The organism is Arthrobacter arabinosi (assembly GCF_054511115.1).
Genome location: NZ_JBTNDF010000008.1, coordinates 17,345 through 37,488, shown reverse-complemented (window position 1 = coordinate 37,488; position 20,144 = coordinate 17,345). Strand labels below are relative to the sequence as shown.

23 protein-coding genes and 2 pseudogenes are annotated in these 20,144 nt (G+C 63.7%); 16 read left to right on the top strand and 9 right to left on the bottom strand.

Annotation, left to right across the window (positions count from 1 at the left end; translation table 11 throughout):
• Positions 1-1,210: 1,210 nt before the first annotated feature.
• The 5 genes from ACX80P_RS15645 to ACX80P_RS15625 all read left to right on the top strand — a co-directional run bounded on the left by ACX80P_RS15645 (position 1,211) and on the right by ACX80P_RS15625 (position 5,665).
• Entirely contained in the window at positions 1,211-1,819 is a 609-nt protein-coding gene (locus ACX80P_RS15645; RefSeq protein WP_459279034.1) for a hypothetical protein, read from the top strand.
• Positions 1,820-1,995: 176 nt separating this feature from the next.
• Positions 1,996-2,730: a DUF305 domain-containing protein gene (locus ACX80P_RS15640; RefSeq protein ID WP_459279033.1), complete on the top strand. Its 735-nt coding sequence runs from the start codon at positions 1,996-1,998 to the stop codon at positions 2,728-2,730.
• 339 nt (positions 2,731-3,069) lie between these two features.
• Entirely contained in the window at positions 3,070-4,137 is a 1,068-nt protein-coding gene (locus tag ACX80P_RS15635) for a polyprenyl synthetase family protein (protein WP_459279032.1), read from the top strand.
• A gap of 918 nt (positions 4,138-5,055) precedes the next feature.
• Complete coding sequence (locus ACX80P_RS15630; RefSeq protein ID WP_459279031.1) at positions 5,056-5,280, top strand: HIT family protein; 225 nt, start codon at positions 5,056-5,058, stop codon at positions 5,278-5,280.
• 28 nt (positions 5,281-5,308) lie between these two features.
• Positions 5,309-5,665 carry a hypothetical protein gene (locus tag ACX80P_RS15625; protein WP_459279030.1) on the top strand — a complete coding sequence of 119 codons (357 nt, stop codon included), beginning with the start codon at positions 5,309-5,311 and terminating at the stop codon, positions 5,663-5,665.
• Here ACX80P_RS15625 and ACX80P_RS15620 read toward each other — a convergent pair whose 3' ends face one another.
• Entirely contained in the window at positions 5,666-6,034 is a 369-nt protein-coding gene (locus ACX80P_RS15620; protein WP_459279029.1) for a DUF7793 family protein, read from the bottom strand.
• Between the two features lie 866 nt (positions 6,035-6,900).
• Complete coding sequence (locus ACX80P_RS15615) at positions 6,901-7,326, bottom strand: DUF7793 family protein (protein WP_459279028.1); 426 nt, start codon at positions 7,324-7,326, stop codon at positions 6,901-6,903.
• A 293-nt stretch (positions 7,327-7,619) separates the two neighbouring features.
• Here ACX80P_RS15615 and ACX80P_RS15610 point away from each other — a divergent pair, with 293 nt between their 5' ends.
• The gene (locus ACX80P_RS15610) at positions 7,620-8,189 is read left to right on the top strand and encodes a TetR/AcrR family transcriptional regulator (protein WP_459279043.1); all 570 of its coding nucleotides are present in this window, start codon (positions 7,620-7,622) and stop codon (positions 8,187-8,189) included.
• Positions 8,190-8,329: 140 nt separating this feature from the next.
• On the opposite strand, the gene ACX80P_RS15605 is transcribed toward ACX80P_RS15610, so the two are convergent.
• From ACX80P_RS15605 to ACX80P_RS15590, 4 genes and pseudogenes are all read right to left on the bottom strand, one after another.
• Complete coding sequence (locus ACX80P_RS15605) at positions 8,330-8,581, bottom strand: oxygenase MpaB family protein (protein ID WP_459279027.1); 252 nt, start codon at positions 8,579-8,581, stop codon at positions 8,330-8,332.
• Between the two features lie 584 nt (positions 8,582-9,165).
• Positions 9,166-9,378: a hypothetical protein gene (locus tag ACX80P_RS15600; RefSeq protein ID WP_459279026.1), complete on the bottom strand. Its 213-nt coding sequence runs from the start codon at positions 9,376-9,378 to the stop codon at positions 9,166-9,168.
• A gap of 410 nt (positions 9,379-9,788) precedes the next feature.
• A pseudogene (locus tag ACX80P_RS15595) lies at positions 9,789-10,724 on the bottom strand (IS30 family transposase); the annotation flags it as partial.
• Entirely contained in the window at positions 10,645-11,067 is a 423-nt protein-coding gene (locus ACX80P_RS15590; protein ID WP_459279025.1) for a hypothetical protein, read from the bottom strand. The gene ACX80P_RS15590 and the pseudogene ACX80P_RS15595, both read right to left, overlap by 80 nt.
• 688 nt (positions 11,068-11,755) lie before the next feature.
• Here ACX80P_RS15590 and ACX80P_RS15585 point away from each other — a divergent pair.
• The 4 genes and pseudogenes from ACX80P_RS15585 to ACX80P_RS15570 form a co-directional block, all read left to right on the top strand.
• Positions 11,756-11,956 (top strand): annotated as a pseudogene (locus tag ACX80P_RS15585) (recombinase family protein); the annotation flags it as partial.
• 11 nt (positions 11,957-11,967) lie between these two features.
• Positions 11,968-12,333 (top strand): acyl-CoA synthetase family protein, encoded by a 366-nt coding sequence (locus ACX80P_RS15580; protein ID WP_459279044.1) that lies wholly within the window; start codon positions 11,968-11,970, stop codon positions 12,331-12,333.
• A 360-nt stretch (positions 12,334-12,693) separates the two neighbouring features.
• The gene (locus tag ACX80P_RS15575) at positions 12,694-12,978 is read left to right on the top strand and encodes a hypothetical protein (protein WP_459279024.1); all 285 of its coding nucleotides are present in this window, start codon (positions 12,694-12,696) and stop codon (positions 12,976-12,978) included.
• A 31-nt stretch (positions 12,979-13,009) separates the two neighbouring features.
• Complete coding sequence (locus tag ACX80P_RS15570; protein WP_459279023.1) at positions 13,010-13,483, top strand: universal stress protein; 474 nt, start codon at positions 13,010-13,012, stop codon at positions 13,481-13,483.
• A 108-nt stretch (positions 13,484-13,591) separates the two neighbouring features.
• Here the strand turns inward: ACX80P_RS15570 and ACX80P_RS15565 are convergent, their stop codons facing one another.
• Genes ACX80P_RS15565 through ACX80P_RS15555 form a run of 3 tightly spaced genes read right to left on the bottom strand, consistent with a single transcriptional unit; the run spans position 13,592 to position 14,352 of the window.
• Positions 13,592-13,846 (bottom strand): aldehyde dehydrogenase family protein, encoded by a 255-nt coding sequence (locus ACX80P_RS15565; protein WP_459279022.1) that lies wholly within the window; start codon positions 13,844-13,846, stop codon positions 13,592-13,594.
• A gap of 52 nt (positions 13,847-13,898) precedes the next feature.
• Positions 13,899-14,153: an aldehyde dehydrogenase family protein gene (locus ACX80P_RS15560; RefSeq protein WP_459279021.1), complete on the bottom strand. Its 255-nt coding sequence runs from the start codon at positions 14,151-14,153 to the stop codon at positions 13,899-13,901.
• Positions 14,104-14,352, bottom strand: coding sequence for an aldehyde dehydrogenase family protein (locus ACX80P_RS15555; RefSeq protein WP_459279020.1), 249 nt, complete (start codon positions 14,350-14,352; stop codon positions 14,104-14,106). The genes ACX80P_RS15560 and ACX80P_RS15555 overlap by 50 nt, the downstream gene beginning before the upstream one ends.
• 301 nt (positions 14,353-14,653) lie before the next feature.
• On the opposite strand from ACX80P_RS15555, the gene pcaH reads away from it, so the two are divergent.
• Genes pcaH through ACX80P_RS15525 form a run of 6 tightly spaced genes read left to right on the top strand, consistent with a single transcriptional unit; the run spans position 14,654 to position 20,144 of the window.
• Positions 14,654-15,523 carry a protocatechuate 3,4-dioxygenase subunit beta gene (gene pcaH / locus ACX80P_RS15550; protein WP_459279019.1) on the top strand — a complete coding sequence of 290 codons (870 nt, stop codon included), beginning with the start codon at positions 14,654-14,656 and terminating at the stop codon, positions 15,521-15,523.
• Positions 15,524-15,529: 6 nt separating this feature from the next.
• Entirely contained in the window at positions 15,530-16,096 is a 567-nt protein-coding gene (pcaG, locus tag ACX80P_RS15545; RefSeq protein ID WP_459279018.1) for a protocatechuate 3,4-dioxygenase subunit alpha, read from the top strand.
• 11 nt (positions 16,097-16,107) lie between these two features.
• Positions 16,108-17,595, top strand: a complete 1,488-nt coding sequence (locus ACX80P_RS15540) for a lyase family protein (RefSeq protein ID WP_459279017.1) — start codon at positions 16,108-16,110, stop codon at positions 17,593-17,595.
• Positions 17,588-18,454: an alpha/beta fold hydrolase gene (locus ACX80P_RS15535; RefSeq protein WP_459279016.1), complete on the top strand. Its 867-nt coding sequence runs from the start codon at positions 17,588-17,590 to the stop codon at positions 18,452-18,454. Before ACX80P_RS15540 ends, ACX80P_RS15535 begins: the two co-directional genes overlap by 8 nt.
• Positions 18,451-18,918, top strand: a complete 468-nt coding sequence (gene pcaC, locus ACX80P_RS15530) for a 4-carboxymuconolactone decarboxylase (protein WP_459279015.1) — start codon at positions 18,451-18,453, stop codon at positions 18,916-18,918. The genes ACX80P_RS15535 and pcaC overlap by 4 nt, the downstream gene beginning before the upstream one ends.
• Positions 18,915-20,144: a thiolase family protein gene (locus ACX80P_RS15525; protein ID WP_459279014.1), complete on the top strand. Its 1,230-nt coding sequence runs from the start codon at positions 18,915-18,917 to the stop codon at positions 20,142-20,144. Before pcaC ends, ACX80P_RS15525 begins: the two co-directional genes overlap by 4 nt.

Below are 20,144 nucleotides of genomic sequence, written 5' to 3'. Positions count from 1 at the left end.
GCAGTTAAAGCTGGTGGTTGCACAACAAGCCGCTTGATGATCCTCCGCGACAATCAGAAGGACAGGCCCAACCCGCACCCACATCTCACCCCTCCCCTCGCTTCGCCGCCCTCCAACCCATCCCTGTGTCGGCATGGTGTACGTCGCCGAAGTGAGTTCGGGCGCCGGGTAGGGTCGATCCATGGCTTTGGACCTGCCTCGCCGCTCCCACGTCTTCGTGGATGAGTCCAAGGCAGGCAGAGCTACTACATCGCGGCCGCGGTCATCTCGCCGGCGGACGTCACCGCCACACGCTCAGCTACCAGGGGCCTGCGGCACAAGGGCAGCTCCTCCGTGCACTTCAACAGCGAGAGGGACTCAACCAGGCGTGCGTTTCTCAGAGGCGCGGCCCGGATAGGCGTAAAGACCGTCGTCTATATCGTTGATGGTCAACCCGACAAGGTCGCCCGGCCGGCCTGCCTGGAAACCCTAATCCAGGACCTGTGACGCCGAGGCAGAACGCCTCGTACTCGAGCAGGACGACTCCCTCGCAGCAGCCGACCGGCGGATCATCCACGCTGAGCTGAAAACCCGCGGCAACACCACACTGGAATACAGACACATGCGCCGCACCGAAGAACCCCTGCTCTGGGTCGCAGACGCCGTCGCGTGGTGCTTCCAGAAAGGAGGGTCATGGAGAACCGAGGCAGAACCGCTCATCGGTCAGGTGCGCAGGCTTTAAATGCGCAAGCCTGGCTCGTCATACCATCCGGAAAACTGCCAGGCTAACTTCGCGGGGCTACTGCCCGTTGCAACGCCAGTTATACCGGGCGTTCCGCATCAGGAACAAGCAGTCCTCCAACAGCAGAACACAACCACCATGGCTCAACCACAGATGGACAACTTGGAGCCTCACCCTTCAGGCTCCGCCCGCCCACAAGTAGATGACCCACCCCGGGCAGTACATCTGCACCTGATGCTCGTTATCAGTGGGAGAAAGCATCTGCGGCAACCCACCCTGCCAGGCGGGTGCAATCTGCCCCCGATAAATAGCAGTCTCAACCACAAGATAAAGTCAGGCTCTTTAGTGAACGCCGAACGGCACGGATTCGTTGTCCCTGTGACACGAACATCGAAGGACAGGATCGCGAGGTTCCCTGCAGGTACCGGCCTCTAGCTACCCTGGAACGGAAACGTTGGATCAGGAAAACCAGGCGAAGGAGCTGAGACAGTGACCAAGAACCCCTTCGCACGCACTTTCTCGCTCCGCTCAGCGCACCCCTCCTTCGTGCCGTTCCTTCTGATGTTCACCGGGCTGACGGCCATCATCGTCGGGATCCTCGCGATGCATGTGTGGATGGGGGGACACGGTTCGACGTCCCACCACGTCGCCACACCCACCACCGCCACCACCGCCACCACCGCCAGTGCGGTCACAGCAGCCACCACAGCAGCGGATAGCGCTGCCGCACATGCAGCGGATAGCCCCGCGCATACCCATCATGGTCGTCTTGACCGGATGGCGGTAGGGACGGTGACCTTGGTCGCCGCTGTCCATGCTGCCGTAGTGGACGTGTCCCTGGCCGCTGTGCCGAGTGCGACCGCGGCTGCGTCCGCGGACGGCGGGATGCTCACCGGGTGCGGTGGTGACTGCGCCGACGAAGTGATGCTCGGGATATGTGTGCTGGCGATGATCGTCGCCGGCATCACAGGGCTGCTCATTTCAGCCGGCCGAGCCCTCCTCTCGACCGTCGTCCGTCGCGGCCCCCCGGCCCTGGCCCGAGTGTCCCGACCCGCACCTGCTCCTTCACTGACTCACCTCTGCATCAGCCGGACATAGGATCCGCGGCCCACACCCACCCTTGCTGTAACGGGTGACGGGGCCTGGCTCCTAGCCATGCCGCGCCCTCACATGGGCTCGGCCACATCCCCTACGTCGACGCCGTCACCGTTCTGGTCGATGGCACCTGGGGTTGATCGTTTGTCCCCTCTGAGTATTGAAGGATTTTGACCACTATGAAGCGTTCCCTTTCCGTAGCATCCCTGTCCGTTGCCGCCCTGATCACCCTGTCCGCCTGCGGTTCGTCCTCCGGCGGAGAGATGGAGGGCATGGACATGGGCCAAGAAAGCTCCGCCGCGGCCACCCCCACAGCAACAACCGAACCCAGCACCGAGGCCAGCACCGAGGCCAGCACTGAGGTCAGTGCTGGTGTGTCGCCGGGTGCCTCTGATGAGGCGATGGCCGGCCACAATGACACGGATGTCATGTTCGCGCGGATGATGATCCCGCACCACCAGCAGGCCGTGGAAATGAGCGAGATGATCCTCGCGAAGGACGGCGTCGACCAGCAGGTCACCGACCTCGCGACCACGATCAAGGACGCCCAGGGCCCCGAGATCGGGACCATGACCGGTTGGCTCGAGGTGTGGGGTGAGCCCATGGAACCCGAAGGCGGCATGGAAGGCAACGACATGGGAGACATGGGCGGCTCGGGCGACATGGAAGGCATGGACGGGATGGACGGGATGATGAGCGAGGACCAGATGGCCGCACTCGAGAACGCCGAAGGCGTGGAAGCATCGCGCATGTTCTTGGAGTCCATGACCGCCCACCACGAGGGCGCCATCGATATGGCGCAGGACGAGATCGACAACGGGCAGAACCCGGACGCGGTCGAACTCGCTGAAACGATCGTCGAGACCCAGCAGGCTGAGATCGATCAGATGCAGCAACTGCTCGCCACACTGTAACCCGCAGGGGCAACTACACCCTCACCAGGGCGCCGCTGTCAGGACTACCGGTGGGCCGGTCACACCCGGCCCGCCGGTGCCGATCCCTTCCACCAGGCATCCTCGCCACGCAATCACCTTGCACACATTCCGCATCCCTTGGAAGTGATCCCCGCCTACTCCTAAAGACCTGCCGAATCCGAAAACGATCGTTCGCGAGACACTCCCCGCTGCGATCAAAAAGTGCGAGAACACGGGGCCTCACTTGTAATGCTTCCCGGGAACTAGTGTGATCGAGAGCCGGAAGGCTTTTTGACCTCACCCCCCGGGGAAGGTAGGCGCGAAGATATGGACATGGACATGGACCTGGACACTTTGCAGGTCGAGCCCGTAGGGCTCGAGCAGGTCGAGGGCGCACTCGGGCGGTTCTTCGAGGAGTCGAAGATCCGCGCCGCCAGGATCGGCCCCGGCTATTACGGCCTCTGGGAGACCCTCGAGCGCTGCACCGCCGGAGGAAAGCGCTTCAGGCCCCGTCTCGTCATGTCCGCCTACCGGATGCTCGGTGGCCGCGACCTCGGCAATGCGGCGGGGGTCGGCGCCGCGTTCGAACTGCTGCACACCGCGCTGATCGTGCACGACGATGTCATCGATCGGGATTTCGTCCGCCGGGGCATACCCAACGTCTCCGGGCGCTACCGCAGCATCGCCGAATCCGCGGGCATGTCCCCGGACCAAGCCAGGCACATAGGCTTCTCCGCCGGTGTCATCGCCGGCGACCTCGCCCTGTCCAATGCCTACCGACTGCTCGAACGCGTCGAGGCTCCGACTGCTGTGCGGAGGAGGCTCGGCGAGATCCTGGACGAGGCGGTTTTCGCCTCGACGGCAGGAGAGTTCCTCGATATCGAAACCTCCCTTAATGCATCGATGCCGCCGCTCGAGGACATCGTGCAGATGGCCCGACTCAAGACCTCCGTGTACTCCTTCGAGGGGCCGCTCCAGGCCGGCGCCGTGCTCGCGGGTGCCGAGGAGGAAGTGGTCATGCTGCTGGGTGAGTTCGGACGGTATGCCGGGATTGCCTACCAGATCACCGACGACCTCCTGGGTGTCTTCGGCAACGAGACACGCACGGGCAAGACAAACTGGGGCGACCTGCGGGAGGGCAAACGCACGACCCTGCTGTCCTACGTCTCCTCACGTCCGGAGTGGGAAAGCATCTCATCGCTTGTCGGCAGTCCCGGCATGTCCGCGGCCGAGGCCGACTACGTCCGGCGCATCCTCCTCGACAGCGGAGCCAAGGACTACTCCGCCGACCTCGCCAAGGAGTACGCCGCGCGCGCCCGCACCCACCTCGAGTCCGACACCATGCCCAAGGCTCTTCGCACCGCCCTTGAACCGGTCCTGTCGACCATCGTCGACAGGGCCCGCTGAGCGGGCAGCAAGAACTCTCAAAAACGATGTCCGACTTACGCTGAACTTCAAGAATCCAAACCCGACGATTCGAACCCAGGAGGTGCCGTCAACCTCATCGCACAGCTCGCGAGGGCAGCAACTAGCTACTGCTCATCACGCACAAAAAGGTAGGCCCACAAAAACGGCTATCTCTGGAACTCACGCGTCACCCAGTGTCATTCGCCGCTGCTGAGCTGAATTTGCTAGGACTGGCTTCGGGATCGGGCGGACTGCTCTGTGTCCTACACGACCATTCGTAACACGCCTGCGAGCTCCCGCGCTCGAGACGGTGCGTCGTGTCTCATGGCCCGTGTTCGCTAGCTACATATCATGACCGCCGTTCACGGCACGCTGTCATTCCACTCATGATGACCAGTGCTTCCAGTGTGTCTCAAAAATCTAAAGGCTTACTACACACCGAGACGGCCCCCTAAAGAGAGGGCTTGCGTCCCGGGATAGCGGGGGTGCTCTTATCTCGGAAACTTGTCTCGCCAAGTCTTCTCTCAGAAGCGTGGTCAATGGGACTTTGTGAGTCAGGATGACGGTATGGGAATGCCTTGACCGGCAGGTTTGCCTGCCGGTACATACGCCCCCCCACTGCAGGACGTCGTTTTCCTGCTCCAGCAATCGGGCCCGCTTGCGGGGTTCACGATTCCGACGTCCACTGCGAGCTGGACCGCAGACAACCGATCAGCTATCGCATAACTACTGGACTGCTGCCGGGGCCTAACCACCGCTGCTTCTGCTCGAAGGCGCGCGGTGGCGGGCCGTGCAATCGCCCGGTTGTACGGTCGAACTTTGAATGAATAGCCCGTGAAGTCAGCGCAGGGCGGATCCGCCACGTGGTTTGGTCGTCCGATCATGGATCACGACAGGGCCCCCTACCTAGGAGTTGTCGTGACCGCACCCGCTATCCTCACCAACACCAACGCCACCTACCACTGGACGCCCTCGGAGTTGAACGAGCTGGACCTTACAGACACTGAAGTGGCCGAGTTCGTGGCAGCCGCCCCGAAAATGGCGCGCGCCCTCAAAGCCATCCTCAACCTCGATTTGGGGCAAGAAGCCGAACGCCTGGTGCGAATCGAAGTCCACACGCGAGCAAGCCGCCGCACCGGATAGTGCGTGTTTAGCTGAGAGGATCGTGCGCGTGGTTGGTGAACATCATCAGCAGTGGTCAGCGGTCCGGGCTCTGCAGAGTGCGGAACTTAGGCCCGACCGGATATGGCTCACCTATATGAGTATGGGAGGACTCTGCGACCAGTTTGATCTCGACGGGTATCTTCACGGGCTCCTCGAACTGCCGATTCGCGACAGAGACCTCGTCGCTCAGGCCCTCAACGAGACCATCGAGGATTTCGGAGTCAGTACCGACAAAGCTCCCTACAGCACGGATTCCGTCGCAGATGAGCCGGTGATGACTGGCGACCTTATGTCGCTGTTATCCGTGATCATCGCTGCCGGCTTGATGCTTTCTTGCTGTGATCTCCTGAATTCTTTGTGGTGATCAGGCGGCAGGGCCGTCCTCAGCGGTGGACTGGCGCTCCTTGATCCAGCTCAAGGCCTCGGTTTCTGAAGTGAAATAGCGGGTAGGGGTTAGCGAGTTAACAGCAAAACCAGCCATGACTTCATCGACCGGTCCGTCGCCAATCAATGCGACTCGGGAGAAACCGCGGTAGGAGTTCATCCCCACACGCGTCCTGAACGTCAGCCCGTCGATGCCTCCCATGACCACGATCAGGGGCAGCAGTTCCGGGCCGCTGATCTCCGCCAGGGCGTGGGCTGCGTCGACAGCGACGGGATGCGTGATCTGCACGCCCGCACGCCACCTCAAATACAACACGTCCTCAGTTCTGTTCACCTCGAACTGATCCACTTCTTCCCTTCCTGCAATCGTGACACCGACCATGGAGCCACATGGAGGATCCTTGACATTCCTCGCCCAATTAGTGACGACCAAGAATAGTCGCCGCCTGGTACGACTCCCATTAACCGGTGCGATGACGGAACCGACGTATGCCCCATTGATTGTCCCCTGATTGAGCCTTGGCAAGGTCCATTCCTTAACGGGTAGCTGCCAAATAACTGCACTGATAGGCATCTGCACAGGGATCTGCAGTAGATCCAGACCGGCCTGGTGACACCGGCACGCTGGCGGCCGAGGAACTCCCCTTGGCTGGGCTCCGTAGGTATTCGAGTACGTCCATCAAGTGGTGGATTGAGTACCGCAACCGGGAAGTCAGGTAGATGCTACTGGTGCTGTTGTTGTCGGTACGCCCATAGTCTCTGGTGAGGGATCCCGGCCGGGACCAACTCGAACGTGTCGGCCTAGGAATCGGATTCCTGACAAGGGTGGCACCGACGGTCAGCGGAGACTGCGTGACCGATTCGTTGCTGCCTTCTTTCGTGTAGTACGAGAGCCCCTTGATCGGGGTCGGCGACGTGTAGGAACCCTTCTGAGACCAGGGTTTCGTCCCCAGCCGTCGTCGACCCCACTCATGAGTTGCATAGAGTACGAAAAGGCAGTCAACCTCCCGCCCTGCTGGCCCCCTGTAAAGGTCAAGCCCCGGGGCTCGGCGAGTGCCTCTGATGCTGACCAGATACTGGATCACGAATTTGTCAGCGTCCTCCCCCTGGGATGCGTTCAGTATCTTCGGCGGTTCGCTCTGCGCGGGTAAGAGGGTCCCGTTAGCAGCCCGTTGCTGCTGTTCTCTTTGGTCTAAAATCTAGCGCGCGGGCTGGTCACTGTTCTACGAAGACAGGGGCAAGTTCCTCCCTCAGCCACTCCCGGGCTTGTACGACAGTGGTGAAGTAACGCACCGGGTAGGCAGGTTCGTGCACCCGGATAAAAAAATCGGCGAGTGTGTAATCCACAATGGAGGCCCCGACCAGGGCCATAGCTGTGACAGGTAGATCAGCGGCGAGGATCTGCAGAGCATTCCGTGACAGGGACACCATTGCGTTGAGTTCGACCAGCATTGGCACACCGGCCCCGCCGCTCAGATCCTCCACCCGAGCGACCAGTGATACTGCATCGTGGTCGGACACCGTCACACCCGGCGCCCAGGCAACTCGAAGTGTGTCTGCTTCTATCCGGACGACATAGGTTGGTGCGGGAAAATCAGGTCCCATGGGCAGGACCGGTCCAGCGGACATCTGGTCGCGCATGGGCCCTCCTTCGCGCACCTTATCGACGCTTGTCCTGTTGGGTGACCGGCACCGGAGGAAGAGGCGTCCCCGGTGCCGGTCCTGGGAGTGGGTTTCGCCTCTCCCCCGCCCGGGGTGTTGTGGGGACAACCCGGACGGTACAGCATAGAACAAGACAGACCAGTCTGTGCTGCAACGAAGCCGGGTGAGTAGTTTGGACGGACAGGACGACCAAGAGGAACTATGGCTACTGCACCACTGGAAACACCCGCAGGCGCACAGGAGCGCATCCTCGCGGCCTCCTCTGATTTTTTCTGGCGCGCGGTGTCCGCGCGGTGGGAGCGAATGAAATCATCGCCGCCTCCGCCGTGGCCAAAGCAACGTTCTATCGACACTTCCCGTCCAAGGACAATCTGATCGAAGCATTCTTTAAGCGCCGACAGGACCTTTTCACCATCGGTTATCTCGCTGCGGAGTCCCTCCGCCGCGGCACGACGCCGAGAGAGCAGCTCCTGGCGATCTTCGACATCTTCGATGAATGGTTCCAGGCCCCGGACTTCACCGGTTGCCCGTACATGCGGGCACTGCTTGAAGCAAGCCCATCAGATCGGGCCAGCGCCGCGAGCCTGACCTATATCAAGGACATCCACTCGAGCGTGGAAGCCTCAGCCGCACAGATGGGCCTTACGCACCCCGAAGACTTCGCCTACTGCTGGCTGACCCTCATGCAGGGCGCCGTCGTGTCAGCCGTAGCCGGCGACACGAGCAACGGATCACGGATCAGGAAACTGGGCGAAACCCTCATCACCCTCCACACCCCCGCCGATACCCCCACCCCGGACACACCCTCAGCACCAACAGGATCCACCATCCCCATGTCTTAGGAACCTAAGGCGGTCTCAACCGGTCAATGCACCACTCCTTGGCAGGAGAAGGGAGTTGGCTTTTTCGACGTGCCTGATCCGGCCTCCATTGGGATCTGTTTCGGGCCTGCTGGCGTCGGCAAAACCCTCTCCGTCCGCCGCTACGCCCACTGGGACACCGTCAAACCTCTCGTCCACGTCTGGGGGCCCCGCGACGAAAGCGACGAAAAGGAGTAGGCGCGGCCGTCGTCGGTGGTGCCGCGGACCCGCCCGTGCATGCCCCGGACCCGCGCCGCCTCCCGCCCGGCGAGCTCCGCGGAGCCGAAGGTGCTCACGGTGAGCCACCGCGCGGTCCCGGCCAGGCGTGCCCAGGGGTCGCTGCGGTAGGAGGAGTGCCGTGCCACCCCGGCCATCGCCAGCGGGTGCGCGCCCTGCCGAGGAGAGCCGCAACCCCGCCGACGAGGGTAGAAAGATCACCGTGGACCCGCCAAACGACGCCGTCGGGCTCGAACCAGCCCGGTCCCTCCCCCACCAGGGCGATCTCGCGCATCCACTCCGGCACCCCGGTCGGGTCACCCGAAACCCGGGCGCGGAAGGCACGGCGGACGCGGTGGGCCAGCTCGGCGGGGTGCGGTATCAGGCTCACATGCGAGTCCGCAGACTGAAAACCCGTCGTATCCCCGCCGGTTGCACCCAGGAATTCGAAGGCAAGGACAGGCCCAAAGCCGGGCATGCTCAACAGCACCTCGGTATGCCGGACACCACCAGCAAGGCCAGCACGGCCCAGAACGGAGGTTTCAGGGAAGAGACGAGCGTCGACGCGAGCACGGTGAGGGCAGCGAGCCCGAGAAGGAGCACCGCGGTGGGGAGGGAACCGCCGGAGACAGCGTGGACTGACAGGGACACGAAGAAGGGCGCCCCGCCGGCCCCGCACGCATGCGAGACCCGTCGCGGGCGGGAAAGGGCGCCCGGCGTGCCTCCGGGACTCTCCTTGTCCCTAGTGAACAGCGTCGACGACCTGCCCGTACGGCACTTTCTCCGACACTTCGGCCTGGCGATGATGGTGCGACCGGCTGTTCACCAGGACGCCATGAAGTCCTTCGGCGACTGACTCTTTCATGGCCATGAGAACAGTTTCACGGAACTGCTCGTCGATGCTGTCAAGGTACTCGACGTACGCGCGCGGAAAGTTCGCTGGAACGTGTGTCATAGCGTTACGTTACCGGTTTCGGCGCGCTTTCGCCCCCCCCCTTTTTCAATCGCCGAATTCCGATAGCTGGCACTTTCCACCGGCTCTCACCTCGGCAGCCAACGCCTACCGTCGCGACAAGAGGCGAAGCTTCGCCTGACTCGTGAAGCCGTGATGTCTGCCTATGACTGTGTGAACGTGATCGTTGTGTGCAGGCGGGGCGCTACCGTTCAGCGAGCTCGGCACACAGCTTCCCAACCCGACTCCTCACATAATCATCAAAGGCAAATCTTCCCATTCCTGAGAATACTTTGAGTGAGACACATTGTTGGGACGCGACGCCATCACCGACTCCCCGCCGATCCTGGAGTTCACCAACCCGGAGGCGAGCTCTGCCGTTCGTCCGGTCAAAGGATGGCGACCTCAACCGGTCAACGCACCACCTGTGATTCTGAGAATATCGCGGGCTGATTCGAGGTGTTGATGTGGGCTTGGTAGAGGTCGTTGGAGTTGGCCCATTTCAGAACCTGCCGGGGACGGTCGTTGATGAGGTTCGCGATGTCATCCAGGTCTTTGGCTGTGAACCGTCGAAGGTCAGAGCCTTTCGTGAGGTATTGGCGAAGCAATCTATTCGTGTTCTCGTTCGTCCCGCGCTGCCAGGGGCTTCCCGGGGCGCAGAAGTAGGCGTTCATGCTCAAGTCCGCCGAGAGCTGCTGGTGTTCTGCCATTTCCCGACCGCGATCCCAAGTCAGCGACAGTCGCAACGGCTCTGGGATTGCTTTGAACGCTTGAGTCAACGCGACCCGTACGGCTTCTGCTTTGTATCCGTCGGGGAGATGGACGATTTTGACGGCCCGGGTCGTGCGCTCGACCAGTGTTGCTACCGCGGAGGGCCTCTTTCCCATCACGAGGTCACCTTCCCAGTGGCCGATCTCGACGCGGTCCTCGATCGCTGCGGGTCGAGCGGTGATCGGCACCATGTTCCTCAACCGGCCGCGACCCAGTGATTGTTTGGCCTTCCGTGGCCGGCGGATGGTGCTCCCGGAGCGCAGATGCTGGGACATGCCCCGGTCGAGCTCACGGCGATAGACGTAGTGGATCGACCGGTAAATCCCCTCGTGGGACAAACGCATGGCCGAGTCCTCGGGATAAGCCATCTTCAACCACGCGGCAATCTGCTCCGGTGACCACCCCAGGATGAGTTTCGCTTTCACGACCTGTAGTAGCACCGGTCTTTGCTTCAGCCGGGACGGTTTAGGTCGCTTCATACGAAGGTGAGCTGCGTCCTCAGCAGCCGTCGCCCGATAGTCGGCCCGTCCGCCGTTGCGCGCGAGCTCCCGCGAGATGCTCCTCGTGGAGGCGGTTAACAACATAAGCCTCGCCGCGAGTGAAGAGAGTGGACTCAGTTTGTCCTGTTAAGAGTTCAGATTCTGCCTCAACTAGGTAATCATGAACACTTTGTCTAACGCGATTCAAAATATTCTCAAAGGCGGTAATTTGCGGCATTAGCTGAACGTTTGTCTTATCAATTTTTTCGATGTGATAGTAAGCATCAATTTTAGACATATGCTGAGCGTCCGAAGGATCGCCCGCAACACTTTTGAGCTTTTGCAGGTGTTGCTCAGCCGCATCGATGGATCCAGCAAACGATCCATCTTCGCCAGCGTTAATTTTACGATGATGCATGTAGCGCTTGAGGCGCTCACCCATAACTCGATTACCTTCGTCACGCCCTAGGAGAGTTCGAAGCCTGTCAGCAACACTTGTATCCCTGCTAGTCTCCAAGCCGGTTGAGGGGTCTGCAGTTTCGAGTTGAAACGAGAACACGGCAGCATAATCATGACGTAATGAAGCTATACGGGTTGCTTGTCGAACCAACGTACTAACCGACGCCTCCGGCCGTTCAGTCGATTCTAGTGCTCGCCCTAAAATCTGAAGAATGTATGCCTGATCTGACAAGTTTATGACCCTTCCACCTTGCTCATCAGCCTACTCTTATCGGCTGACGATGCCTGAAAGCCTTCCTGCTGATTGGTCCTGTAGAACCATGAGCAGTGCGATCTGAAGATGCCCGTTAGTGGTTGGAACGATGAGGATGCTTCCGTACGGGGCCTTCCATGCCTGCTGAAGTGCTGTGAACGTCACCGGGCTAGAGACCCCATCACAGGTGGAAAACGGGATTTAGGGCACTTCGGGCCGGAAGTCGGTAGGGGGTCCCGCAGCGGGATGGGCATAAGGAACCGAGCAAGCGGCCATTAAGCGCTGTGAGAACCGCGCCACTTACCGCTGCGATTCACACAGAAAGCCTTCCAAAGACTGATTTTGTGTAGCGATACTCAGTGCCACAATCTATGCTCCACTTCTGCCCTGAATTAACGAGTTCCTCTACATTGGGGGCATGGGACACCTTCTCGGGTACGCGCGAGTGTCGACCATCGATCAGGACGCTGCGTTGCAGGTCGACGCGCTCAATGCTGCTGGCTGCTATCGGGTGTTCGTCGATACCATCTCGGGATCCCTCGATCAACGGCCGGAGCTCACCAAGCTGTTGGATCAGCTGCGTCCAGGGGACACGCTCGTGGTCTGGAGGCTCGACCGGCCACCGCCCGCATGGCCTACCTCCCGCCGGACCTGGCAGCGCAGCATCCTGCAACCATCGGCATCCCGGTGCCGGGTGGCTCCTTCCGGCTCGAGCCGGTCGAGGGACTGGAGTACGGCGAGCTGGTCTACTCCGGGCCGAACGTGATGCTGGGCTATGCGGAGGGCCCTGAGGACCTCGCGCTGGGCCGTGAGGTGCACGAGCTACGGACGAGGGACCTCGCCCGCCGGCACGCCGACGGCCTGTACGAGGTGATGGGCAGGCGGAGCCGTTTCGTGAAGATCGCCGGGCTGCGGGTGGACCTCGGGCAGGTCGAACGGATCCTGGCCGGCATGGTACCACTGCCGCCGCGACCGGTTCCGACGACGGTCTCGTGATCGCCGTCGAGGGCGATCACGACACGGGCCTGCTGGCCAAGGTCCTCGCCGCCGATCTCGGGCTCCCCCCCCCCCGGGCATCGGTGGAACTGCACCCGGTGGACGGCCTGCCCCGCCTCGCCACGGACAAGATCGACTACCCGGCCGTCCGTGACCTGGCCGCGCCGAAGGCCCCTGCCACTCGTCCTGAGCGGGCTGACGCAGGTTTCGGGGAGGGTATGGTTGTCCGGCACGATTCCTATGCCGGAGCCTCGCCTATAGTGACAGTAAGCCCCGGGGTTCCCGGTAGAAGTCGCGAGGAACAGCAACGGCGGCGCACTGGTGAAACAAGTGCTGACGCGGCCTGTGGAGAGGGGACGTATGAACTTCTTCGAGTTCCTGGTCAACCATGCCGACGACATGCTGGAACTGGGTATTGAGCACGCGGTCCTTGTCGGAGTGGCGGTGTTGCTGGCCACCCTGAGCACCGTGAGCACCGTGATGGACATGGAACTATCACCGACCACCACCACGGCCAGCGGCAAAATCGTCCGGCCCACATGCCATGATCGGCACAATCAGGCAGCCAGTAAGCCCCGATCACCACCGGAACCACCCCATGAAAAATCGAGCTTAAGGTACGTTGGACAGATAACCTTCTTGTGAACATGTCCACCTTTGACTAACACGAAAGGCAATGATGGTTGACGTTATCCTGACAGGTGTAGACGACAGTGAGACTGCCTTCAAGGCTGCGGAAAAAGCTGCTGCCTTGGCCGCCGTTTTTGGAGCCGAGCTGAACGTACTGTCAACATTTAGCGTGCATATGGCGGAAACGATCCAGTCAGTTAGAGGTGATGCTCGGCCTACGGCTAAGGTCAACGCTTACAGCAAGCTTGTCGACGAGCATGCCAAAGACGCTGAGCGCACGGCTCTAACAGTAGTGGAGGCCCTCCGTAAGAAATTTCCGGAATTGAAGATACGTGCGAAAGCTGCTCCGGGACCGCCCGGACGCGCGCTCCTTAACGAAGCCGACGAACTCAATGCGGATATTATCGTGGTGGGCAACAAGAGAGTTCAAGGTCGCGGCAGAGTACTGGGAAGTATCGCCCAAACCGTTGCCAGCGAAGCGAATTGTGATCTTTACATTGTTCACACGCACCAACGGTGATTCTCTCATTTCCGTAGGCGCACGGCCTGTCGTTCCCGGTGCCCAAAATTCACGCTGTATCTAAGGGGCAGAGTCCCCTTGACCCCCCGGTGGGCGTGCTCAGTACCGTTAGGTTAACTGGTTTGGAAGGACGATATTGATCGTCTTCTGTTCTGTGAAGCTTAGTAACTCATCAAGTCCCTCCTCCGACCCAAGCCCGCTCTGCTTGACACCACCGAAGCTAGTACCGAGGAAGTGGCTAGAGGTACCGTTGATCCAAACGTAACCCGCCTGAGCGTTCTGCGCGGCGAGCAACGCGCGACGGATATCATTCACCCAAATTGAAGCAGCAAGGCCGTACTCAACCCCGTTGGCCATCATCAAGAGTTCGTCGTTCTCTCGCTACCTGCTGTCTGCGAGCACCTGCCCAAAGACCTCAGTCTTGAATAGTCGCATGTCGGGGGTTACGTCGCCGAATAGTGTGAGCCCAAGCCAGTATCCTCGATTGAACTGCCCCCCCCCCCCCCGCGGGCCGTCCACCTCCGGTGAGTAGACGGGCGCCGTCCTCTCTTGCAACCTCGATATGACCGCGTACCCGATCGAGATGGCCCGCAGAATTCAACGGGCCTATGTCCGTCTGATCATTTTTGAGGATCGCCAACCCGCAGTGCCGCAATTTTCGCCGTCGCACGTTCGATCACATCGTCGTAGAGCGCCTCATGCAGGAGCAGCCAACTCGTCGATCCGCAGGACTGACCCTGGTGGCCAAAGTTCATCGCGTTGACAGCTGCGTTTGCTACAGCTTCTGGCTCGGCATCGTCGAAGGCAATGAGGGGATTCTTCCCGCCGAGTTCAAGGCTTACGTTTTTGACCGCAGCCAACGCGGCCATTTTTTGATCCCACGACCTGTCGGCACGGAGCCGATAGAAGTCAGCCGCTTCACACGCGGATCCGAGACAAGCGGTGCTCCAGCTTCGACCCCAGTGCCCGTTCGGTATACGAACGTTTGTACGTTCGTGGAACTTTTCGGTATCCTTGGCGCTACTGGTCTTAAGCAGTGGAGGGAATGAACTGAGCGACGCTTCTTTTGGCCGCGTGGTCAGCAGAGAAACGAGTGACGTCTCGCCGGTTTTGGAACCGGCATAGCTCTACGCCCACCGTGACCAAGGAATGAATAGAAAGGAGCCGGCCGTGCCGCACGAGACCGAGGCCCCGACGGACGAGCTCGTACCCGCTGCCGAGGTCCAGGCAGCACGCGCTCCCCTGGACGCAGCCGTGGAAACCCAGCAGGACCTCAGCGCGGAGATCGACGGACTGGCCGACGCATACGCGCGTGCCCTCAAGGACGGCGCTCCGGCCGAGATCCAGCCGCGGCTGGACTATCCGCCGTACCGCAGCAGCATCCTGCGCCACCCCACCAAGAGCCTCCACCACGCGGACCCGGAGACCATCGAGCTGCACTCACCCGCCTTCGGCCACCAGGACGTACACGCGCTGGAAGCCGACCTGACGATCCAGCACAACGGGGAACCCCAGGGTGAGCGGATCATCGTGGCCGGCAAGGTCCTCGACGGCGACGGCCGGCCCGTCGCCGGCCAGCTGGTGGAGATCTGGCAGGCCAACGCCTCCGGCCGGTACATGCACAAGCGCGACCAGCACCCGGCACCGCTGGATCCCAACTTCACCGGCATCGGCCGCTGCATCACCGGCCCCGACGGCTCCTACCGGTTCACCACCATCAAGCCCGGTGCCTACCCCTGGAAGAACCACCTGAACGCGTGGCGGCCAGCCCACATCCACTTCTCCCTGTTCGGCACCGAGTTCACCCAACGCATCATCACCCAGATGTACTTCCCCGGTGACCAGCTCTTCCCGCTCGACCCCATCTACCAGACCATCGTCGACCAGGACGCCCGCGACCGGCTCGTGGCGGACTACGACCACGGCCTCACCCAGCCCGAGTGGGCCTTGGGCTACAACTGGGACATCGTCCTGACCGGACCGAAACGGACCTGGACCGAGAACGAAGCACTCGGTACCGCAGGCGACGACAGCGAATAGGCAGACATGAGCACCCCCATCACCCACCTCGTCCCCACCCCCGGCCAGACCATCGGCCCGTTCTACGGGTACGCCCTGCCGTTCGAGAAGGACAACGAACTCCTCACCCCCGGCTCGGCCGGCTCCATCCGCCTCTCCGGCACCGTGTACGACGGCGCAGGGGAGACCGTGCCGGACGCCATCCTGGAGATCTGGCAGCCGGATGCCGACGGCAGGATCGTCCAGAAGACAGGTTCGCTGCGCCGCGACGGCTACACCTTCACGGGCTGGGGCCGCAGCGCCGTGGGCTACAGCGGCGTGTTCACCTTCACCACCGTCGATCCGGGCCCCACCTCCCCCGGCGCCGCACCGTTCATCTCGGTGGCCATCTTCGCCCGCGGCCTGACCAACCGGCTCTTCACCCGCATCTACCTCCCCGAGGACGAGGAGGCACTGGCCCGGGACCCGCTGCTGGCCTCGCTCGAGCCCGAACGCCGCGGGACCCTTCTCGCCCGACGGGACCCCGACGGCGGCCTCACCTGGGACGTCCACCTCCAGGGCGAGGGCGAAACAGTGTTCCTGGACTTCCAGTGACAGATCCTCCCTTGCGCACCGCAGCCCTGCCGACGCCTTCCGGCTGGGGAGCCGACGTCGGCCTGCTCGGCCCGGTCTCCGCGTCACCTGAAGTGGCGGCGCTGACGGGGGACACCGCCGTCCTCGCGGCTCTCCTCGCCGTCGAGTCGGGTTGGGCCGCGGTGCTGGAGGAAGCCGGCCTCGCGCCCGCCGGGTCCGCCGCCGTCGTGGCTGCTGCAGCCGACCCGGATCGGTACGACGCCTCCGGCATCGCGATCCGCGCCTCCGACGGCGGCAACCCGGTGATCCCCCTCGTGGCGGACCTCCGGGCACAGGTCGCAGCGCTGGGCACCCCGGATCTCGGCGCCGGACAGGCGGTGCACGCCTCGCTGACCAGCCAGGACGTGCTGGACACGGCGCTGATGCTGCTGGCCCGCACCACCGTGGACGCGCTCCTTGGAGACCTGAAGGGCACGACGGCGGCGCTGGCTGTCCTCGCCGAACAGCACGGGGAAACGCTGTGCGTGGCCAGGAGCCTGACCCAGCATTCCCTGCCCTACACCTTCGGGCTCCGCGCCGCGCAGTGGTTCCACGGCGTCGCCGCCGCGGGACGCCAGTTGGAGAGCCTGGAGCTCCCGGTCCAGTTCGGCGGTGCCGCCGGAACGCTGGCCGCCGGAACCGCCCTCACCGCCGGTTCCTCCGCCACTCCGTTCAGCCTGGCCGACGCCCTGGCCCGACAGCTCGGTCTCGCCACCGCCGCCGCGCCGTGGCACACCAACCGGCTGGCGGTCACGTCGCTCGGGGACGCCCTGGCGGCAGTGCTGGATGCCCTCGGCAAGATCGCGGCGGACATCCTGTTCCTCAGCAGGCCCGAGGTCGCAGAGCTGGCCGAACCGCGCGCCGCCGGCCGGGGCGTCTCCTCCGCGATGCCGCAGAAGCAGAACCCCGTCCTGTCGGTGCTGGTCCGCAGCGCCGCCCTGCAGGCACCGAACCTGGCCGCCCAGCTGCACCTCGCAGCCGCCACCTTCAACGATGAACGGCCCGATGGCGCGTGGCACACCGAGTGGCCCGCACTCCGGCAACTCCTGGCGCTGGCCCTCGGTGCCGGCCGCCAGATCCGGGAGCTCACGGAAGGCCTGCAGGTCTTCCCCGACGCCATGCGCCGCACCCTGGAGCTCGCCGGTCCGCTGCTGCTGGCCGAAGGCATCCACGCCGCGGTGGCACCCCTGCTCGAGGACAAGGACGGCCGCACCGGCCGGCAGCAGCTCCAGGCCGTGGTGGAGCGGACGCTGCAGGCGCCGCCAACGGAGCAGGGCGCCGCCTACCGCACGCTCCTCCGGGCTGCCGTACCCGCTGACAGGCTCTCCGATGGCCGGCTGGAGGAACTCCTCGACCCCGCCGGCTACCTCGGCCAGGCTGCAGAGATCTCCCGGCGTCTCCTCGCTGCTTTCCCCGACTTCGCGTCCCCGGACCGCGGTCCGGTCCCAGCTACCCATGTGAAGGGAGCCTGCCGTGGCTGAACCTGCCCTGAAAGCCGTCCTGCTGTCGCCCCAGCGACCCCTGGGCGACCGTCCCCTGCTGGTGGTGGGACCGTCCCTCGGCACCTCCTCGCTCCTGTGGGAGCGGGCGGCGTCCCTGCTGGGCGCCGAGTACGACGTCGTGGCGTGGGACTTGCCCGGCCACGGGGTTTCACCGGCCGCGGCGGAGGCGTTCGACGTCGCCGCCCTGGCCGACGCCGTGGTGCACCTCGTGGACTCCATCGCCCCCGGTCGCTCCTTCCACTACGCCGGGGTCTCCCTCGGGGGGGCCACCGGACTGCACCTCGGGATCGAGCATGGCGACAGGCTCAGGAGCCTGTCGGTCCAGTGCAGCGGGGCTCGGATCGGAACCGCCGAGGGCTGGCTGGAGCGTGCCGGAACCGTGCGCGCCCAGGGCACTCCGGTGCTGATCCAGGGCTCGGCGCAGCGCTGGTTCGCCCCGGGTTTCCTGGACCGCGAACCGGAGCTGGGCAGCCGCCTCCTGCACGTCCTGCGGGATGCCGACCGCTTCAGCTACGCCTTCTGCTGCGAGGCGCTGGCCGCCTTCGACGTCCGCGGCGATCTGGGTGGCATCCGCGTCCCCACCCAGGTGATCGCCGGTGCCCTGGATGGTGTGGCGCCGCCGTCGCTGGCCGGAGAGGCCGCCGCAGGGATCACCGCGGGCGGGGGCACCGCCACTGCCGTGACGCTGGAGGGAGTGGCGCATCTCGCTCCCGCCGAGGCGCCTGCGCACGTCGCAGAACTGATGCGGAGCCTCATCTCCTGGGCGGAATCACAGCAGGAATCACGCCAGGAGCCACCGCAGGAACCACAGCAGGGATCGAAGGAAGCAAGCGCATGAGCAGCACGACCGGAGACGCTTCCGGCAGAGGAGTGGTCCAGCCCGACGCCACCAGCCAGGACATCTACGACGGCGGCATGGCGGTCCGACGGGAGGTCCTGGGCGATGCGCACGTGGACCGGGCCAACGCCGCGAAGGACGCCTTCACCGAGGACTTCCAGGAAATGATCACGCGGATCGCATGGGGCGGGATCTGGACCCGGCCCGGACTCTCCCGGCAGATGCGCTCCGCGGTGACCATCACCGCCATGGTCGCGCACGGTCACTGGGACGAACTCGCCATGCACATCCGGGCCGCCGCCACCAACGGCCTGAGCCGGGACGAGATCAAGGAGATCCTGCTGCAGACCGCGATCTACTGCGGGGTCCCCTCCGCGAACACGGCCTTCAGGACCGCGCAGCAGGTCTTCGGGAACATGGATAGCCAAGACATGGATATCGAAGAGACGGACAGCAAACAATGAACCAGGCTTTCGTGTACGACGCGGTGCGCACTCCGTTCGGCAAGTACGGTGGTGGTCTCGCGGAGGTCCGCCCGGACGACCTCGCGGCGCACGTGATCCGGGAATCGGTGAAGCGCGCCCCCGGGCTCGACGTCGAACGGATCGACGAGGTGGTGTTCGGCAACGCCAACGGCGCCGGCGAGGAGAACCGCAACCTCGCCCGGATGGGCACCCTGCTGGCCGGCCTGCCGGTGTCCATCCCAGGCACCACCGTGAACCGCCTGTGCGGGTCCTCGCTCGACGCCGCGATCATCGCCTCCCGGCAGATCAACGCCGGCGACGCCGACCTGATGCTCGTCGGCGGTGCCGAGTCCATGAGCCGGGCCCCCTGGGTGCTGCCCAAGACCACCAAGCCCTACCCCGCCGGCGACATGACACTCGCGTCCACCACGCTGGGCTGGCGCCTGGTCAACGAGGCGATGCCCAGGGAGTGGACCATCTCCCTGGGCGAGGCCACAGAACGGCTCCGGGAGAAGTACCGCGTGAGCCGTCATGCGCAGGACGACTTCGCCGCGAACTCCCACAACCTCTCCGCCGCGGCCTGGGACGAGGGCTTCTACGACGACCTCGTGGCAGCGGTGCCCGGCACGGACCTGATCCGGGACGAGGGGATCCGCCCCGGGTCCACCGCCGAGAAACTGGCCGCCCTGAAGACCGTGTTCCGCAACGACCCCGAGGGAGCCGAGGCGGGCGGCACGGTCACCGCCGGCAACGCATCCCCCCTGTCCGACGGCGCCTCCGCCGCCTGGATCGGCAGCGAGAACGCTGCCGGGCTGCTCGGGCTGGAACCGCTGGCGCGCATCGCCGGGCGCGGAGCGCACGCGAACGACCCGCAGTACTTCGGCTACGCACCCGTGGAAGCGGCGAACAAGGCCCTCGCCAAGGCGGGTATCGGCTGGGACCAGGTCGGCGCCGTCGAACTCAACGAGGCGTTCGCCGCGCAAGCCCTGGCCTGCATCGACGCGTGGGGCATCGACCCGGGCATCGTGAACCGCCACGGCGGCGCAATCGCCATGGGCCATCCGCTCGGCGCCTCCGGCACCCGGATCCTAGGCACCCTCGCCCGCAGCCTGCAGGCCTCCGGGGAACGCTGGGGGGTCGCGGCGATCTGCATCGGTGTGGGCCAGGGCCTGGCCGTCGTCCTCGAGAACGTCACGTCCACCAGCACCACCACCGGGAAGGCCTAG